The organism is Comamonas sediminis (assembly GCF_041107495.1).
Classification (GTDB): domain Bacteria; phylum Pseudomonadota; class Gammaproteobacteria; order Burkholderiales; family Burkholderiaceae_C; genus Comamonas; species Comamonas sediminis.
Window position 1 is genome coordinate 22,786 of sequence record NZ_JBGBDC010000007.1, and the last position, 17,169, is coordinate 39,954.

Here is a 17,169-nt window from a genome sequence, read left to right on the forward strand (position 1 = left end):
CGCTCGCCCCGGCGGGCTTTTTCATGCCTTGTCGGTGGCCTCGTCGATATCGGCAGGGGGCTGGGTTTCCATGAACTCCTCGATATCGCAGCGCAGCCGCAGCTCCCGTGCCAGCAGCTTGTGCAGCTGGCGTGGGTCCATCGGCTTGTGCATCAACGTCGCTCCCAGGCTGCTGGCCATCTGCAGCCGTTTGGGGGCCGTGTCGCCGGTCAGGATCACATAGTGGGGCAGCATCTGCTGCCAGGGCAGGTGCTCGGCTGTGGCATCGCGCACGGCCCGCACCACCATGCTGCCGTCTTCGGTGGGCGACAGGCGCAGGTCGGTCAGCACCACATCAAAGGGCTTGCTGTTGCTCTCCTGCATATGGCCGATGAGGCGCCGCACCTGGTCCACCGTGGCGGCGCTCATCACCTGGCAATGCCATTGCTCCAGCATGCTGGCCAGTCCCACGCGCACCAGCGGCTCATCGTCCACCACCAGCACCTTGAGGCCATGCAGCGACGAATAGTCGCCGTCGTCGGGCTGCTCCCACAGGCCGGCGACCAGGCCATAGCCGCCGGCGGGCACGGCCTCGGCCATCAGGCTGACGCGGAACACGCTGCCGCGCCCGGGGATGGACGATAGCGCGACCTGCACGTTCAGGATATCGGCCAGCTCGCGCACGATGGCCAGGCCCAGCCCCAGGCCCTTGCTGCCCATCTGGTGGTCCTCGCCCACCTGGCGGAACTTCTGAAAGATCAGGTCGTGGTGTTCGTCATCGATGCCCACGCCGGTATCCCAGACCTCGATCACGCGCTGCAGGCCGCGTTTGCGCACGCCCAGCAGCACGCCGCCCTGTTCGGTATAGCGCAGCGCGTTGGACACCAGATTGCGCAGCAGCATGAACAGCAGCGACTGGTCGGTGTAGATCCAGTCCTCGCTGTCGCGCACGCGGAAGACCAGGTTCTTGGCATCGGCCTGCGGGCCGAACTCCTTCTCCAGCCGGCGCAGAAAGCCGGCGATGGCCACCGGCTGAAACTTGGGGTCCAGCACCCCGGCCTCGATGCGCGAGTAGTCCATCAGGGTGTCAAGCATCTCGCGGCTGGCCGACAATGCGGCGCGCGCATGTTCCAGCACCACCGCCTGCTGGCCGTTGAGGCCCGAGCCGCGCAAGGTTTCCAGAAACAGGTTGAGTGCCTGCACCGGCTGGCGCAGGTCATGGCTGGCGCCTGCCAGAAAGCGGTTCTTGGCGCGCACCGCGTTCTGTGCCGAGCGGGTGTGGTCGCTCAGGTGCTTTTTGTAGGAGGCGATGGCGCGGCCCAGCTGGTCGATCTCGTCGCCCCATTGCTGGGGCACGGCATAGATGCCGCCAAACTCGTCATTGCTGACCTCGCGGCGCAGCGCCACCAGGCGGCGCGACACCGAGGCATGCATGTAGATGCCCGCCATCACCACGCAGAGGATCAGCACGGCCACCAGCCAGTTCAGGTTGCTCTGCTGCGCGGCCACATCGCGCGACAGCTGCATGCTGCGCTCATTGAGCTGGCGCCGCAGGTCGGCTGCGGCGCGGCTGGCCAGCAGTGACATGTCGGTCGCCAGCATCTGGTTCTCGGCCACCAGATGGAAGACGGCGCGGTCATCGAGGCCATGCTGCGCCGGCTGAAAAATCGCCTGGCTCAGCTTCTGCACATTGGCGTTGAGCGCGTTGCGCTTGGACTGCATCAGCGGGTCGATGCTGCCATCGAGCTGCGTCTGCGTCATCTCGCCGAGCAGCTTGTCGAGCCAGCCCATGCGGTCGGTCAGCTCCACCATGTTCAGGCGCCGCTCGCCCATGTCATTGGTGATGGCCACCAGGCGCGCATAGCTGCCGATCATCTCGCTTTGCTGCATCACGCGGGTGCTGGCGATGAGCTGCTCCATCTCCACGCTCGACAGCTGCTGCAAGGCCTGGTTGGTGCGGCGCAGGCCCTGCAGGGTCAAGGCAAACACCACCGCAATGCCCACGGCCAGAATCACCAGCATCAGCAGGATGCGCGAGGTCACCGACATCGGAAAACTGCGTTGGTCCGTGGCGGTCTGTGCAGCAGCAGGGGAATGGAGGCGGTCTGGCATAGGCATCAGTTCTGCCAGCGCAGGTCTTCGAGCGCAAAGGTCGGGATCGGGCACCGCGACCACATGCCCACCAGGCCCTTGCGCATGAAGTTGCGCTCCGGCCGCACGACGATAAAGGCATTGACGGCGTCTTCGGCCAGCTGCCTTTGCGCCTGGCCCAGCCATTCATCCAGCTCCTGGGGCGACGCCGAAGCGCGCAGCTTTTCCCAGATCTTCTTGAACACCCGGTTGTGGTAGTTGAAGTAGTAGTCATCGCGCGCATAGATGCCGATGTCCATCGGCTCCACATGCATGATCAGGCTCAGGTCATAGTCCTTGCGCTTCATCACCTGGTCCAGCCAGGTGGGCCAGTCCATGCGGATGATCTCGACCTGCAGGCCGATGGCTTCCAGCTGCGCCGCCACGATCAGGCTGCCATAGCGCCCGTAGTCGGTGGGCGGCACGGCCAGCCGCAGACTGGTGCCGGGAGCGGTCCCCGCCTGGGCGAGCAAGGCCTTGGCCTGGGTCAGGTCATAAGGGTAGCGCTGCACCAGATCGACATAGGCCGGGTGGTGCGGTGAGAAGTGGCTGCCAATGGGCAGCACCTCGATCGAGCTGCCGTAGATGCCCTGGTAGCGGCTGCGGTCCAGCGCATGGTTGATGGCACGCCGCACCCGGATATCGTCGAGCGGAGCGCGGGCATTGTTCATCGCGATCAGCAGCTTGCCTTCGACACCGCGCTGCCCCATCACATAGTCGGTGCGCGCCATGAACGAAGCCGTCAGCCGGGTCACCGAGCTGAGCGCATCGATGCGGCCTTCGGCCAGCATGTTTTCGGTCTCGGCTGCGCTGGACATGAAGAGGAAATCGGCCATGCGGATGGCCGGCTTGCGGCTGTCCCACCACTGCTCATTGCGCAGCAAGGTGACCGACTTGCCCTTGGTCCATTTCTCGACCCGGTACGGGCCGGTGCCCACCGGCGTGCTGGCATTGCTGGCTGCGCTGTCGGGGTGCACCATCACCGCACCGGGCATCGCCAGTGCATAGCTGAGCAGCGCGTCGGGCTCGCTCAGGCGGATGCGCAGCAGGTACTCGTCCCTGGCCTCGGCCGACACCAGCTTGTCGAACCACTCGAGGTAGGCATTGGTGTTCCTCATCTGCAGCAGGCGCTGCAGGCTGAAGGCGGCGGTCGCGGCGTTGAAGGGCGTGCCATCGTGGTAACGCACGTTGCGGCGCAGCAGCACATCGACCTGCTTGCCGTCCGGGCTCACCGTCCAGCTCAGGGCCAGGCGCGGCTTGATCTGGCCTTGCCCGTCGATGATCGTCAGGCCCTCGAACACATTGGCATAGGCGATCTCGCTGGCGGTGGCTGCCGAGGTGCTGGTGATATCGAAGGAGGCGGGCTCCAGCGGTATGCCGATGCGCAGGCGCTCCGACGCAGCCTTGGCGGGCGCGAGGCCCACCAGGCAGCAGAGCAGCAAAACGGCCAGCGCCCAGCGCATCCACTGGGGCTTGTCTTGGGGGCCTGTGTCCATCATGGCTTCCTGGTTGTACACCTGCCTGGCAAGGGGCCGGCAAGTGGCATGGCGCTGGCGCTTGGGCGGCGACAGCGGCAGCTTTATTTGATGGCCGTGGCGGGCAGGATGCCGTTGCGCTGCGCCACCAGCACCGCCTGGGTCCGCGTATCGGCCCCCAGGTGCTTGAGGATGGACGCCACCTGGTTGCGGATCGTGTGTTCGCTCAAACCGAAATGCTTGGCAATGGCCTTGTTGCTGAAACCCTTGGCCAGCATCTTGAGCACCTCGTACTGGCGCAGCGGCAGCACCTCGGCGCTGGGTTTCGAGACCGGCTCCAGGCTGCGGCCGCTGGCCTTGTGGATGTTCTGCTCCATGCCCAGGCTGCGCAGCAGCCAGTGCTGCACCTGGGCGCAGATGGCCTCGGGCTCCAGCGCCTTGGAGATGAAGCCCGAGGCGCCCTGGCGCACGGCATCGCGCATCAGCTCGGGGTGGTCATGGCCGGAGAGCATCACCACATAGGCACCGGGCCAGCGCTTGCGGATCTGGCCGATGCCTTCGAGCCCGTCGCAGCCGGGCATGCTGATGTCCAGCATCACCAGGTTGACCCAGTGCGCTTGCGCCACGGCATCGGTGACCGAACCGGCCTCATGGATGTCGGCCTGCAGCATGTTGCTGCTCGACAGCATCATGCGCAGGCCCTGGCGGAAGAGGGGATGGTCGTCCACCAGCATCAGTGACGGGAGAGGAAGTGTCATATCCGCAGTCTCCTTCTTGCGGCATCGGCGAGGCAGGTCGTCATGGACCGTACCTTACATCTATTTACTAAAGCGACCAATAGTCCAAATGCACTAGTGCCTCGACCGAAGCCGTGATGCCAGCAGCTGGGGCAGCATGGATAAACTGCATCTTTATGATTTTAATGAATTAAATTCCAAATACGGCCTGAGTTCCGGCGCGGATTTTGGTCATTTTTCAGCCCCTGAGCTAGTACATCTGGTCTATTTACAATTACTTACGGTCAGCCGAACATCCTTCCCATGCGATGGCTGGCCGCCATGGGATGCCTGTCGTCGCTCCATCTGTTTTGCCCATGAACAGCACAACACCCAACTGTGAGGACGACATGAAACACAGCGCCATCTACCTCGCCGCTGCCCTGCTGACGGCGGCCGCTTCCAGCCACGCACAAGGCTGGCTCGGCGAATCCGTGCCCTGGCAGTTCCAGACCAGCGCCGACCGGGCCAACCGGGCCCTCACCAACGACCTGATCGAGAAGAAAAAAGGCGGCTACTACGACGCCTTCAAAAGCACCTACATCACCAACATCGAGCGCCAGGTGAACTGCAATTTCCAGCCCACCGCCGCCGGTAACAGCAGTTCGGCCGACCAGGCCAACCAGGTCGCGTCGCCGCAGACCGATGCATCGGCCGGCAACAGCGCTTCGAGCACCGGCAGCGCCAGCGAAAGCAGCGACAACCTGGGCCGTGGTGGTGTGGCCAACAACAACCAAAGCAACACCGGCGCCATCAGCAGCGGCGTGCAGGGCAGCCCATCGAGCACCACGATGGCGCCCATCAACAGCGAAAACGCCCATGGCCAGCAGGACATGCAGGTCGCGCAGAACAACAGCGGCAACCAAAGCACCAACGTGAGCGGCAGCTCGGCCTGCCAGTTCGGTGCCAGTGGCGCCATCAACTAAGCGCGGACGGAGGACCCCATGCACGCATTGAACCTTTCCCCCCTGTCCACGATCAGCCCGTTGCGCCGCCGCACGCTGACCGCCTCGGCCCTGGCCGCAACTTTGCTGCTGAGCGGCTGCGCGCTGCCCGCCTACCAGCAGGTGCGCATGGCCGATGACGAAGCGCCCGTGATGCAAGGCCCCGGCCCACGCCACAACGGCACCCCGCTGGACAACAGCTTTGCCTGCCTGTCGCACCGCATCGTCGAGCAGCGCAGTGGCCGCGCACCGCTGTCCATTGCTGTCGGTGACATCAAGGACTACACCGGCAAGTACTCGCAGGGCGATGGCAATGTCGTCACCCAAGGCGGGTCCTTGATGGTCTATTCGGCGCTCGGCAAGCTCGGCGGCGCCATCGATGTGCGCGAGCGCTTCGACACCCGCGTGGCCGAGCTGGAGCTGGCCTACACCGACCGGCGCCAACTGGGCGATGGCAACCAGCACGCGTTGGCCGATGAGAAGGGCCAGCGCGCGGTGCCCTGGCTGCCGTACTACGGCGGCTCCATCCTCCGTTCCGACTACTACATCATCGGTGGCCTGACCGAGGTGAACTACAACATCCAGTCCGGCGGCATCGAAGCCCAGGTCAACCAGATCGGACCGCGCTTCCGTGTCTTCACGATGAATGTCGGGGCCGACCTGCGCATCGTCGAGACCAAGACCTTGCGCGTGGTGCGGGCCGTCAGCCTGCAAAAGCAGATCGTGGGCCGCGAGATCGGTGCGGGCATCTTCCGCTTCTTCGGCAGCAACCTGTTCGACATCAACGCCGGCAGCAAGGACCTGGAGCCCGTGCAACTGGGCGTGCGCACCACGTTGGAGCAGGGCGTGCTGGAGCTGATCAGCACCGTGACGCAAACCCCGGCAGGCCCTTGCATGGAAGGCGCCAGGACGGCGGCTGGCGAGCCCGCCGCAGTACCCCCAGCACCGATGCCTGCCGACACCGCGGCAGCTGCCGCTGCGCCTGCAGCGGCCGCCACTCCTGCTGCTGCGGCCACCCCGGCCATGCCCGAGAAGACGGCTGCTGCGATGACCTCGCTGGATGTGGTCTTTGAAGAGAACAACACCCGCATTGCCCAGCAATCGGCCACCGCCGCAGAGACCGTGGCGACCCGCCTGCGCGCCGGCCAGGGTGTGCGGATGGCGCTGCTGGCGCGGGAGAACGAGAACGACCAGAACCCCGCTCGCCGCGATGCACTGACCGACGAACGCCTGCAGTCCTTGCGTGCCGAACTGGCCCAGCACGGCATTCCCCCCAGCCAGGTGCAGCTGCAGTGGCGGCCTGCGCCCGGTGACACCACGGTGCACCGCTACGGCGCCGGCTACCGCCTGCTGGCCCGCCTGCAGATCAAGCCTTGAGCAGCATCGTTCCTGCAGCTACTCATTCAATAGCTTATAGCGCTTTATAGACGGGCACTAAGAGCATAAAACACCCAAATCACGTCTAGTGTTCCTCCCTGTACGACTAGGAGACAGTCATGTCCCACAAGCACCCAACCTCTCTTCGCCGGGCACGCCTGGCTCCACTGGCCGCTGCGGCCGCATTGATCGCCGCCACCTCGGGCGTGGCGCTGGCGCAGAGCAACGGCACCCTTCCGGTGACCGGGCCCACAACCAACCAGACCAGCAATGGGGTCGTTAACGCACAAAACAACAGCAATGCGCAGTACACCACCTTCCCCGGCAACGGTGTGGTGAATGGCAATGGCGTGGATGCGCTGGCTATTGGCAACCAGCACCGGCTCGATACCGGTGCCGCTGCTGCCCTGACCATCAACAACCAGCTACCAGCGCAGCCAACGGTGGACATTGCCCAGCAGGTCAATAGCACCGTCAGCAGCATCACCTCGGGCACGGTCGGCGTCAATGCCGCCAATGTGGTCGGCAACCACGATGGTGATACTGCCAGCGTGAGTAACAACGAAGCCAGCGCAGCGGCGATCGGCAGCACGGCAGTGGGCACCATGCAGATCACCGGCACGGCGGTTGACATGAACACCCCGGCGACGGCTACCGTCACCCAAGGCCAGGCGGCAACCGGCGCGGTGACAGCCATCACTACGCTGAACCAGGTGGGTATCCGCCTGAACCAGACCGGTGGTGCCAACCCCGCCAATGCCATGGACAACCTGAGGCTGAGCGTCTCGGGCAACAAGATCGATGCCAGCGCGCAGGCCAATACCACCCAGGCAGGTATCCAGGTGCAGGGCAGCAGCGTCAATGTGGGGGCCGATGCCAGCAGCAGCGTTGACCAAGTGGCCGAGGGCAACGTTTTCGGCATCAGCTCGGTCGGTAATATGCTGGGTATCCGGGTTCAGGGCACCCCCAACCAGCCCATGACGGACAGCACGCTGAGCGTGAGCGGCAACCAGGTGCAAGCCTCCGCTGGCGGCAACCAGCAGACCAGTACCCTGCAGATCACGTCATCCGGTGACGTGGTGCAGGTGCCCAATACGGTTTTGGGCACCATGGCGACCCAGGCCAATAGCGGTGTTGTCATCGCCTCAGGCTCGGCAACCACGCTGGGCATCGACAACCAGAAGCCTGGCTCGGCCAACAACAGCTACAGCGTCGCCGGTAACAGCGTCAGCGCCCAAGCCGATGGCAATAGCGGCAGCAACCGCACGGCCGTGGCGGCTGCAGGCTCCATCAGCGGTGCGGCGTTGGAGACTACGAATTCCCAAACCCTGAGCTCGCCCGTTGTCACAGCTGGTGCCAATGTGGGATCGCTGGGCGTGCAGACCCTGGACAGCACCAATGACACCCTGAGCGTCAGCGGCAACCTGGTACAGGCCCAGGCCCAGGGCTCCAGCGCCAGCAACCAGACCCGTGCCGGCGCCAGCAACATCGCTGACAGCCAGGCCACCACGTCCAACACCCAGCTGAACATGGGTGGTGCCGTTTCGGCCAGTGCCAGCGTTGCGCGCATCGGCAGCAGCTCCACCAGTCTGTCTGGCACCAGCCTGACGGTGAGCGGCAACCAGCTCAGTTCCGAAGCGACGGCAGCCTCCGCCACCAACGACGCCCAGCTCGGTGCCGATAATGCGGTGACGCAATCGTCCGCGCTGGTGACCAACACGCAGGGCCATGCGACGGGCGAGGTCCAGGCTAGCACCGGATCCAACCTGGTGGGCGCAACTACCACCAGCGCCAGCAATGCCACCTTGGTGGTCAGCGGCAACCAGTTCAACGCCAACGCTGCCAGCCAGAAGGCCAGTAACCTGGCCCGTGTCAATGCCACCAACGGCGTGACAGACGCTGCCGCTGCGGTCATCAACCAGCAGGGCCATGGCTCAGGCGATGTCAGCGCCACGGTCGCCGGGCTCACCAGCCTGAGCCCTTCTCCCGATCCGGTCCCCATGCTGATCGGTCTGCGCGCCAATACGGCCTCGGGTTCCAGCCTCACGGTCAGCGGTAATGTGGGCGGATCGGACGCGATCATCAACCAGGCGGACAACCAGGTCGCGCTCTCTGGCAGCCGCATCGATGGCAACTCGGCAGCCTACCTGTTCAATGTGCAGGCCGTGCAATCGGGCAATGCAAGCGCACTGACCAAGGTCAACCTGGGCGTTGAGGGTACGAGCAACCTGACACCTGTCACCACGCGCGCAGGCGGCCATGAACTGGTGGTGAGCGGCAACCAGTTCAGCGCCAATGCCAGCCAGAACCAGGCAACCAATGCGCTGGACATCCAGGCCACCAGCACCTTGAGTGCGGCCGGCACCCAGCCCAACCTGTTGGGCAACCTGCAATTGTCGGCAGGTGACACCACGGCCACCACCGAGATGCAGATCCTCAGTGGCCGCAGCGTGGTCACCGATCCCAGCGGCAACACCACCATCACTGGCAACCAGGCCAGCAGCCTGGCCCGTGCCAACGTGGCCAACAACCAGCTGACCGTGACAGCCGGCACGCTTGCGAGCGACCAGGCCGTCTTGCTGGGCAATGTGCAGGGTAATTCCGGTGCCGTGGCTTCTACCGCCAGCCTGCAGATGCAAGGCACTGCGGCCAACCGCCTCGATGGCAACATCACCACCACCGGCAACCAGGCGCTGGCAGTGGCTGCAGGCAACACCTCGCTCAACAGCGTGCAAGCAGGTGCAGGCACGGCGCTCAACAGCGGATCGGCCGTGGGCCTGCTCAATGCGCAGACCAACAGCGGCAATGTGGTCGCCACCGCAAGCCTGAACGCCGATGCCTTCACCCGTGGCAGCTCGCTCAATCTGAGCGGCAACACCGCCAGCGCCACAGCCGTAGGCAACAACGCAGACAACGTGGTGAACGTCTCGGCGCTGCCCGGCCAGCAGATGGCCAGTGCGGTGCTGACCTCCACACAGGTCAACAGCGGCAACGTGAGTGCGGTGGTGAGCGGCAGCTACAGCGCCTCGGGTGTGCCAAGCACCAGCGGCATCAATGTATCGGGCAACCGCTCGTCTGCGGTGGCGATTGGCAACCGTGCCACTTCGTCGATGACATTGGGTGTGCAATAAGCCGCAAGGCCTTGCACTTTGACAGCCCGCCTGGGCAACCAGGCGGGCTTTTTTGCGCGCGTCGGAGGCAGCCGCATATCGCACTCTTTGCGTGCGAAATGGAGGCGGGGCTAACCTGCCGGGTTTTCCACTGCAGGAGTTTTTGATGAACCTCGCGATACCGCCCTTCTGGGCATCCTGGCTGTACCGGCCGGTGGAGTTGCGCATCGATGTGAGCCCGATTCCACCCCAGCAACTCGAAGGCGAATGCGCCTCCATCCACGATCGCATCCACACCCCCGGCGACAGGCTCCATGGCCTGCCCGAAATCCCTTTGTCCGACCCCCGTTTCGCGATCCGCTACCGCAGCGCCGATGGCGAGTTCTATGTCTATGTCGAAGACCAGCTGGAGCACCGCATTGCGGGCTTTACCGTCTTCAACCGCCTGATCGAGCTGGACAGGCGCGCCGACCGCTACATACGCGGCCCGCACAGCCGCTTTGACCCCGCCTACCAGCGCAAGGGCCTGGCCTCCTGCATTTACCGCTGGGCGCTCGATGCAGGCCTGTGCCTGGTCACCGGCGCGCGCCAGTCGCCCGGTGCGCATGCGCTGTGGCACAAGCTCTCGGCCAGCCACCGCCTGGGCTATGTCGATATCACCAACAAGAAGATGCAGTACCTGGGCGACCGCATTGCACCCGAGCGGCTCGATCCGCTCAGCACCCGCATGTTTCTGCTCGGCCAGGGCTGGTCACTGGGCAGCTTTGCGGCAGCGACTGGCATGCGCTCCGACTGAGGCCGGCCTGCCGCATCACGTGGGCCGGCGCATCACGAACTTGCCGGCCTCGCTGATCGTGAAATAGTCGCCCGGCCCGCCGCCGCGCAGCAGCGGCTTGCCCGCTGCCGTCTGGTAGATGCCGTCCTGCAACAGCTGCTCGTCGATGTGCACCTTGACCACCTCGCCCAGCACCAGCCAGGTAGGCACCTGCGTGCCTTGCGCGGTCTGCAGCTGCACGATCTGGGTGCAGCGGCATTCCATCGTCACCAGGCTGGCTTGCACGCGCGGTGGGCGCACCAGGTGCGAGGGTTCGGTGGCCAGGCCCGCCAGTTCGAACTCATTGACCTCGGGGCCGACGGCTGCGCAGCTCTGGTTCATCGCCTCGGCCAGCGATTCGCTCGCCAGGTTCCACACAAATTCGCCGGTGGCCTCGATGTTGTTCAGGCTGTCCTTGCGGCCCACACTGGCGAAGCCGACGATGGGCGGCACATAGTTGAAGGCATTGAAGAAGCTGTAGGGCGCCAGGTTCAGCACTCCGCTGCTGCTGATGCTGGAGATCCAGCCGATCGGGCGCGGGCCGACGATGGCGTTGAACGGGTCATGGGGCAGGCGGTGGCCTTGGCGGGGTTCGTAGCTGTGCAGGGGCATGGTGGGGCAATGACAGAGGTTGGAGACGAGACGGGGGAGAACAGATTCCTAGCGGGTTTGCATACCCAGAAAACGTACCGGCGACAGACCGCAGGCGCGCTGCACCATCGCACTGAAGGCACTGGGGGTGTAGCCCAGCTCGGCGGCAATCTGGCCAATGGCCAGGCCGCTGGCACCCAGCTCCACCGCCTTGGCCAGAATGACCTGCTGGCGCCACTGCAGGTAGGTGCAGCCCAGCTCCTGGCGGAACAGGCGCGCAATGGTGCGGGGGCTGGCGCCGCTGTTGTGCGCAAAGGCCTGCAGGCTGTCATGGGCCAGCGGGTCGTCCAGCACCGCCTGGCACAGGCTGTGCAGGCGCTTGTCGCGCGGCATGTCCACCCGCAGATCGAGCTGGGTGGCCTGGCGCAGCTCATCGAGCAGCAGCGCGCTCACATGGCGCTCGCGCGCCAGTTGCGCGGCGCTGGGCGCAGGCCCGCCATCCGGTTCGGTGGGCAGGTCGCAGACCAGGGCGCGCATCAGCTCCGAGACTTCCAGCACGCGGCAGCGCCGCCACAGATTGGAGGCGCTGTCGCCCGGGCCCGGGCCGCACTGGCCCTCGGCCTGGTAGATGTAGAGGGTGCGCAGCTCGGCCGTCTCCACCAGGGTCACCGCATGCTCGACGCCAGGCGGAATCCACAGCGCGCGCCGGGGCGGCACCACAAAGGTGGCCGACGGCACGCGCAGGTGCACGGTGCCGGTGACCGAGATGGCCAGCTGCGCCCAGGCATGCTGGTGGGGCAGCACCCGGGTGTCGCCGCTGAGCTCACGCAGCTTGGCGCGCACCGGCCGCTCGGCGGTGGGCACAAACAGATGCGGGGTGAGCGAGTCCACATACAGCCAGGCACGGCGGGCGCTGGCAGCGTCGCCTCCGGCGGCAATGCGTGCCGGTGGGGGCGGGGTGGCAGTCACGGCAGAAGTCATGGCGGCAGGGCGCAAGGCGGTTCGCGGTGGGCAAGGGCAAACGTGCCAGGCACAGCAGCTTGGCACATTGGCGATAGTAATCGTCCTTCTGTCGCATACATGCCGACAGGGCTTTGGCTAACATCGCTGCCATGACAACCAGCACAACAACATCGACCGCCGCACCGGACCCCGGCGCACCCGACCCGAGCGCCTTGGGCAGCCTGCGGCAGGATTCGCGCACCATCGGCCTGGTGGGCCTGGCCCATGGCTCCTCGCACTTCTTCCACCTGCTGCTGCCGCCGCTGTTTCCCTGGTTGATTGCGGACTTCGGCTTCAGCTATTCCGAGCTCAGCGTGCTGGTGTCGGCCTTTTTCATCGTCTCGGGCGTGGGCCAGGCGCTGGCCGGCTTTGTGGTCGACCGCTTTGGCGCCCGCCCCATCATGTTTGCCGCGCTCAGCAGCTTTGCGGTGGCCGGTGTCATTGCCGGCACCGCCAACAGCTATGCGCAGCTGATGCTGGCCGCCATTTTTGCCGGCCTGGGCAATGCGCCCTTCCACCCGGTGGATTTCACCATCCTCAACAAGCGCCTCTCGCCCCAGCGCCTGGGCCATGGCTTTTCGGTGCATGGGCTCTCGGGCAACCTGGGTTGGGCGGCTGCACCGGTGTTCATGGCCGGCATCACCTCGGCCACCGGCTCCTGGCGCATGGCCTGCCTCTGCGGCGCTGCACTGGCGGCCATCATCCTGGCCATCATGGTCATCAACCGCGATGCGCTCGATGACCGCGTCAGCCTGGCTGGCGCTGCGCCCAAGGCCGCCGGTGCGGCCGCCGCCCCGCAGGAGCACCCGATGGCCTTTCTGAAGCTGCCATCGGTCTGGCTGTGCTTCTCCTTCTTTTTCTGGACCACCTGCGCGATGAGCGCCATCCAGTCCTTCTCCAGCCCCGCATTGCAGCAGATCTACGGCCTGCCTGCCAGCATCACCGCCTATGTGGTGACGGGCTATATGCTGTTTGGCGCCGCCGGCATGGTGCTGGGCGGTTTTCTGGTGGGCCGGGTGGAGCGGCTGGAGAAAGTCATCTCCGCCTGCCTGCTGTTCTCCGGCATCTTGCTGGCGCTGGTGGGCACCGGCTGGCTGCCCGGCTATGTGGCCTTGGGCGTGGCGGCGCTCGCCGGTATCGGCACCGGCCTGGCCGGCCCTTCGCGGGACATGCTGGTCAAGCGCGCTGCGCCACCGGGCGCCACCGGCCGGGTCTATGGCACCGTGTACTCGGGCCTGGACCTGGGCTTTTGCCTGGCCGCCCCGGTGTTTGGCTACATGCTGGACCACCAGATGAATGCCGGTGTGTTCTTTGGCGCGGCCGTGGGCATGGTGCTGAGCGTGGTCTCCGCCGGCTTTGTCGGCGCCGGGGTCGCCGCGCGCAAGCAGAAGGCTGCTGTGGTGCCTGCTTAGGTCTTCCCCTTCGGCAGCTGCAAAAATCCCGCCAGAAGGCGTTAAAAGGCCCGCGCAACCGCTTGGTGGCGCGGGCCTTTGGCTTGGTGGATCCCGGCGATCAGCCCAGCTGGAAGATCTTGCCCGGGTTCAGGATGTTCTTCGGGTCCAGCGCCTGCTTGATGGCGCGCATCATCGCGACGGCGCCTTCGCCGGCTTCTTCCAGTAAAAAGCCCTGCTTGTGTACGCCAATGCCGTGCTCGCCGGTGCAGGTGCCCCCCAGCGCAATGGCGCGCTGCACCAGTTGGTGGTTGAGCTGCTCGGCCTGGGTGCGCTGGGCATCGTTGTCCGGGTCGATCAGGTAGCCGAAGTGGAAGTTGCCGTCACCCACGTGGCCGACCAGAAAGTAGGGGATGCCGCTGGCATCGGCCTCGGTCACGCACTGCAGCAGCGCATCGGCCAGGCGGCTGATGGGCACGCAGGTATCGGTGGTGATGCAGCGGCAGCCCGGCACGCTGGAGACGGCTGCAAAGTAGGCATTGTGGCGGGCGGTGAAAAGGCGCGTGCGGTCTTCCGGGCGCTCGGCCCATTCAAAGGCATTGCCGCCATGTTCGCTGGCCAGCTCCTGCACCATCTCGGCCTGTTCCTTGACGCCGGTGGGCGAGCCATGGAACTCCATCAGCAGCATCGGTTCCTCGCGCAGATCGAGCTTGCTGTAGGCATTGACCATGCGCACCGCATTCACATCGATCAGCTCCACGCGCGCAATCGGAATGCCCATCTGGATGGTCTCGATGACGGTGCGCACGGCCGCTTCAATGGTTGGGAACGAGCAGATGGCGGCGCTCACCGCCTCGGGCAGCGGGTAGATGCGCAGGCTGATCTCGGTAAAGATGCCCAAGGTGCCTTCGCTGCCCACCATCAGCCGTGTCAGGTCGTAGCCGGCCGCGCTTTTCTTGGCGCGGTTGCCGGTGCGGATCACCTGGCCGTTGGCGGTCACCACCTCCAGCGCCAGCACGTTCTCACGCATGGTGCCGTAGCGCACGGCATTGGTGCCGCTGGCGCGGGTCGATGCCATGCCGCCAATGGAGGCGTCAGCGCCCGGGTCGATCGGGAAGAAGAAGCCCGTGTCCTTGATCGCTTCGTTGAGCTGCTTGCGGGTGATGCCCGGCTGCACGGTGATGGTCAGGTCCTCGGTGTCGATCGACAGCACCCGGTTCATGCGCCCCACATCGATGCTGATGCCGCCTTGCACGGCCAGCAGATGGCCTTCCAGCGAGGAGCCGGCGCCGTAGGCAATGACGGGCACCTCGTACTGGTGGCACAGCGTCACGGCATCCTGCACGTCCTGCGTGGATTCGGCATAGACCACGGCGGCCGGTGGCGGCGCGGTGATCGAGCCTTCGTCGCGGCCATGCTGCTCGCGCACGGCCTGCGAGGTCACGCACTGGCTGCCAAAACGGGCACTGAGCGCTGCCATGAAGGCATCGGGAATAGGGCGCTGCGCAGCAGCCAGGATGTGGGAGGAGGTGGGCGCGTTCATGGGGGTTCTCCAGGGCGGGAGCCAAGAATAGCACCGCCCGCCTTTCAGCGCTGTCCGCTGTGCTGCAGCCGGCCATGAAAAAACCCCGCCGTAGCGGGGAGAGGGAGAGTTCGGGAGACCCAGCGGGGGACGCTGGTCAGAGAGACTTTTTGACCGGCTGGCGCGCCTGGTGGCGGCGCGGGTCATGGGTGCCCAGTTGGCGGTCCACCTGGATAATGCGGCTGCCGCTGGCAGCCTGGCCGATGCGCTGCTGGCTGCTGCTCAGCGGCTGGGCACTGGCCATCGCCGATGTGACCGCAATCGATGCAAACAGCATCACGCTGCGGGCGTCAAAGGGGTGGGCGAAAAACTTGCCAGACATCTGTAGATCCTTTCGTCATTCAGACATGGCTCTATTGAACCCGGAATCGGCGCTGTTTGCTATCATTTTTGCTTAGTGTTGCCTCGGCTACATATTTACCGCGCCGGTAACAGAAAATAGGCGGAGATTCACAGCCGCTTTACAAGGATTACCCATGGGCAACCGTCTCTCCCAAATTGCGACCAGAACCGGTGACGATGGCAGCACCGGCCTGGGCGACAACAGCCGTGTCTCCAAAGCCAGCGGCCGCCCGCAGGCGATGGGCGATGTCGACGAGCTCAACTCCCACATCGGGCTGCTGCTGTGCGAGCCCCTGCCCGCCGATGTGCGTGAGCTGCTGATCGACATCCAGCACCAGCTGTTCAACCTGGGCGGTGAGCTGTCCATGCCCGGCTACGAACTGCTCAAGGACGATGCATTGCTGCAGCTCGATACCGCACTGGCGCACTACAACGCGCAGCTGCCGCGCCTGGCCGAATTCATCCTGCCCGCAGGCACGCGCGCTGCGGCGCAATCCCATGTCTGCCGCACCGTGGCGCGCCGCGCCGAGCGCATGGTGGTGGCGCTGGAGCAGGGCGAGGCCATGCGCCCCGCGCCGCGCCAGTACCTCAACCGCCTGTCCGACCTGCTGTTTGTGCTGGCCCGTGTGCTCAACCGTGTCGATGGCGGTGACGATGTGTACTGGAAGAGCGCGCGGCTGGCGCGCATGCAGGCAGAAGATGGCCCTGGCGGCAGCAACATCGGCGCTGGCCGCTGACCCGCGAGGCCCCGCCCATGCGCCTGCGCCATATCGAAGTCTTCAACGCCGTGATGCACACCGGCAGCGTCAGCGCTGCGGCGCGCCTTATCAACATCTCGCAGCCGGCCGTCAGCCGCACTTTGCAGCATGCCGAGCTGCAGCTGGGCTTTGCGCTGTTCCAGCGCAGCAAGGGCCGCTTGGCGCCGACCAGCGAGGCGCTGGCCTTGCTGCCGCATATGGAAAAGCTGTTTGCCCAGCTCGAAGAGGTGCAGCGCCTGGCCGACAGCCTGCGCAAGGGCCGCGACGGCGACGAGCTGCGCATTGCCAGCGTGCTGGCGCTGAGCCATGAGGTACTGCCCCGGGCGCTGGCGCAGTTCAAGCAGAAGCACCCGCATGTCAGCGTCAGCCTGCAGTCGCTGCATTCGCCGCAGATCGTCTCGGCGCTGATGATGCAGGAGGCCGATGTCGGCTTTGTGCTGAGCAATGTGCAGCAGGCCAGCCTGCAGCAGGAGAGCCTGGCGCGCGTGCCCATGGTCTGCGTGGTGCCCAAGGGCATGCTGCCGCCCTTCAAGCTGCGCGCGGGCAGCCTCTCGCTCGAGGACCTGACGGGCGTGCCCACCATCAGCCTGGATGCGCAGGACCCCGTCGGCATGCTGCTGAGCCAGCTGACCCGCGAATCGAGCGCCGGGCTGGACCACTTTGTGACGGTGCAGACCTACCACACGGCGCTGGCGATGGCCCACCATGGTTTGGGCGTCGCGATGGTCGATGGCTGCACCGCTTTGTCGGCGGACCACAGCAAGGTCGATGTGCTGCCTTTGGCGCCGGGCCTGCAGGTGCCGGTCAATGCGATCCGCGCGGTCTCGCAGCCGCAGTCCTTGCTGGTCAAGGCCATCACGCGCGAGATGCAGAAGGTGCTGGCGGCGCAGCTGTAGGC

The 17,169-nt window shown here is 65.5% G+C and carries 15 protein-coding genes; 8 read left to right on the forward strand and 7 right to left on the reverse strand.

The genetic code is table 11. The annotated features are described in order from the left end of the window. Nucleotides 1-21: 21 nt before the first annotated feature. The 3 genes from AB7A72_RS16185 to AB7A72_RS16195 form a co-directional block, all read right to left on the reverse strand. On the reverse strand, nucleotides 22-2,091 hold the full coding sequence (locus tag AB7A72_RS16185; protein WP_369460564.1) for an ATP-binding response regulator: 2,070 nt from the start codon (nucleotides 2,089-2,091) through the stop codon (nucleotides 22-24). Between the two features lie 5 nt (nucleotides 2,092-2,096). Beyond that, complete coding sequence (locus AB7A72_RS16190) at nucleotides 2,097-3,605, reverse strand: ABC transporter substrate-binding protein (protein WP_369460565.1); 1,509 nt, start codon at nucleotides 3,603-3,605, stop codon at nucleotides 2,097-2,099. Between the two features lie 83 nt (nucleotides 3,606-3,688). Continuing rightward, the gene (locus AB7A72_RS16195) at nucleotides 3,689-4,342 is read right to left on the reverse strand and encodes a response regulator transcription factor (protein WP_312414510.1); all 654 of its coding nucleotides are present in this window, start codon (nucleotides 4,340-4,342) and stop codon (nucleotides 3,689-3,691) included. A 136-nt stretch (nucleotides 4,343-4,478) separates the two neighbouring features. Between AB7A72_RS16195 and AB7A72_RS16200 the strand changes: the two genes are divergently transcribed. The 5 genes from AB7A72_RS16200 (at nucleotide 4,479) to AB7A72_RS16220 (ending at nucleotide 10,587) form a co-directional block, all read left to right on the forward strand. After that, the gene (locus tag AB7A72_RS16200; protein WP_369460566.1) at nucleotides 4,479-4,703 is read left to right on the forward strand and encodes a hypothetical protein; all 225 of its coding nucleotides are present in this window, start codon (nucleotides 4,479-4,481) and stop codon (nucleotides 4,701-4,703) included. A 7-nt stretch (nucleotides 4,704-4,710) separates the two neighbouring features. Then, nucleotides 4,711-5,286 (forward strand): hypothetical protein, encoded by a 576-nt coding sequence (locus tag AB7A72_RS16205; RefSeq protein WP_369460567.1) that lies wholly within the window; start codon nucleotides 4,711-4,713, stop codon nucleotides 5,284-5,286. Nucleotides 5,287-5,304: 18 nt separating this feature from the next. Further along, complete coding sequence (locus tag AB7A72_RS16210) at nucleotides 5,305-6,681, forward strand: CsgG/HfaB family protein (protein ID WP_369460568.1); 1,377 nt, start codon at nucleotides 5,305-5,307, stop codon at nucleotides 6,679-6,681. A gap of 119 nt (nucleotides 6,682-6,800) precedes the next feature. Beyond that, complete coding sequence (locus AB7A72_RS16215; protein ID WP_369460569.1) at nucleotides 6,801-9,812, forward strand: beta strand repeat-containing protein; 3,012 nt, start codon at nucleotides 6,801-6,803, stop codon at nucleotides 9,810-9,812. Between the two features lie 145 nt (nucleotides 9,813-9,957). After that, nucleotides 9,958-10,587 carry an N-acetyltransferase gene (locus AB7A72_RS16220; RefSeq protein WP_369460570.1) on the forward strand — a complete coding sequence of 210 codons (630 nt, stop codon included), beginning with the start codon at nucleotides 9,958-9,960 and terminating at the stop codon, nucleotides 10,585-10,587. 15 nt (nucleotides 10,588-10,602) lie between these two features. On the opposite strand, the gene AB7A72_RS16225 is transcribed toward AB7A72_RS16220, so the two are convergent. Beyond that, nucleotides 10,603-11,217: a flavin reductase family protein gene (locus AB7A72_RS16225; protein ID WP_239810072.1), complete on the reverse strand. Its 615-nt coding sequence runs from the start codon at nucleotides 11,215-11,217 to the stop codon at nucleotides 10,603-10,605. A gap of 48 nt (nucleotides 11,218-11,265) precedes the next feature. Then, nucleotides 11,266-12,177, reverse strand: a complete 912-nt coding sequence (locus AB7A72_RS16230; RefSeq protein ID WP_369460571.1) for an AraC family transcriptional regulator — start codon at nucleotides 12,175-12,177, stop codon at nucleotides 11,266-11,268. A 131-nt stretch (nucleotides 12,178-12,308) separates the two neighbouring features. Between AB7A72_RS16230 and AB7A72_RS16235 the strand changes: the two genes are divergently transcribed. Then, on the forward strand, nucleotides 12,309-13,610 hold the full coding sequence (locus AB7A72_RS16235) for an MFS transporter (protein WP_369460572.1): 1,302 nt from the start codon (nucleotides 12,309-12,311) through the stop codon (nucleotides 13,608-13,610). Between the two features lie 100 nt (nucleotides 13,611-13,710). Here the strand turns inward: AB7A72_RS16235 and AB7A72_RS16240 are convergent, their stop codons facing one another. Continuing rightward, nucleotides 13,711-15,132: an FAD-binding oxidoreductase gene (locus AB7A72_RS16240; protein WP_312834831.1), complete on the reverse strand. Its 1,422-nt coding sequence runs from the start codon at nucleotides 15,130-15,132 to the stop codon at nucleotides 13,711-13,713. A 136-nt stretch (nucleotides 15,133-15,268) separates the two neighbouring features. Continuing rightward, nucleotides 15,269-15,493 carry a hypothetical protein gene (locus tag AB7A72_RS16245; protein ID WP_369460573.1) on the reverse strand — a complete coding sequence of 75 codons (225 nt, stop codon included), beginning with the start codon at nucleotides 15,491-15,493 and terminating at the stop codon, nucleotides 15,269-15,271. A 154-nt stretch (nucleotides 15,494-15,647) separates the two neighbouring features. Between AB7A72_RS16245 and AB7A72_RS16250 the strand changes: the two genes are divergently transcribed. Together AB7A72_RS16250 and AB7A72_RS16255 are read left to right on the forward strand one after the other, a co-directional pair. Next, nucleotides 15,648-16,250, forward strand: coding sequence for a cob(I)yrinic acid a,c-diamide adenosyltransferase (locus tag AB7A72_RS16250; RefSeq protein WP_230774000.1), 603 nt, complete (start codon nucleotides 15,648-15,650; stop codon nucleotides 16,248-16,250). Between the two features lie 17 nt (nucleotides 16,251-16,267). Then, nucleotides 16,268-17,167: a LysR substrate-binding domain-containing protein gene (locus tag AB7A72_RS16255; RefSeq protein WP_369460574.1), complete on the forward strand. Its 900-nt coding sequence runs from the start codon at nucleotides 16,268-16,270 to the stop codon at nucleotides 17,165-17,167. Nucleotides 17,168-17,169: the final 2 nt, after the last annotated feature.